We start from the raw sequence: 244 nt of genomic DNA on the forward strand, positions 1-244 counted from the left end.
AGGTGGTTAGAGCGCACCCCTGATAAGGGTGAGGTCGGTAGTTCGAGTCTACCCAGACCCACCACACTCTGAATGTACCGCATACTAAGAATTTATAGACATCAGCACTGTGGCTGGTATCTGTTCTTTTAAAACTTGTGACGTAGCGAGCGTTTGAGATTATCTATCTTGACGTGTCGTGAGGCTAAGGCGGAAGACTTAAATGTCTTCTTATTAATTGAGTCGTTATATTCGTATCTGGGCT

Annotated in this window: 1 tRNA gene (cut by a window edge); it reads left to right on the forward strand. The window is 44.7% G+C overall.

The annotated features are described in order from the left end of the window. Window positions 1-64 (forward strand) — tRNA-Ile (locus RR062_06270); it begins 42 nt to the left of the window's first position. Window positions 65-244: the final 180 nt, after the last annotated feature.

The organism is Clostridia bacterium, assembly GCA_036654455.1.
In the GTDB taxonomy this organism is placed as follows: Bacteria; Bacillota; Clostridia; order Christensenellales; family CAG-314; genus JAVVRZ01.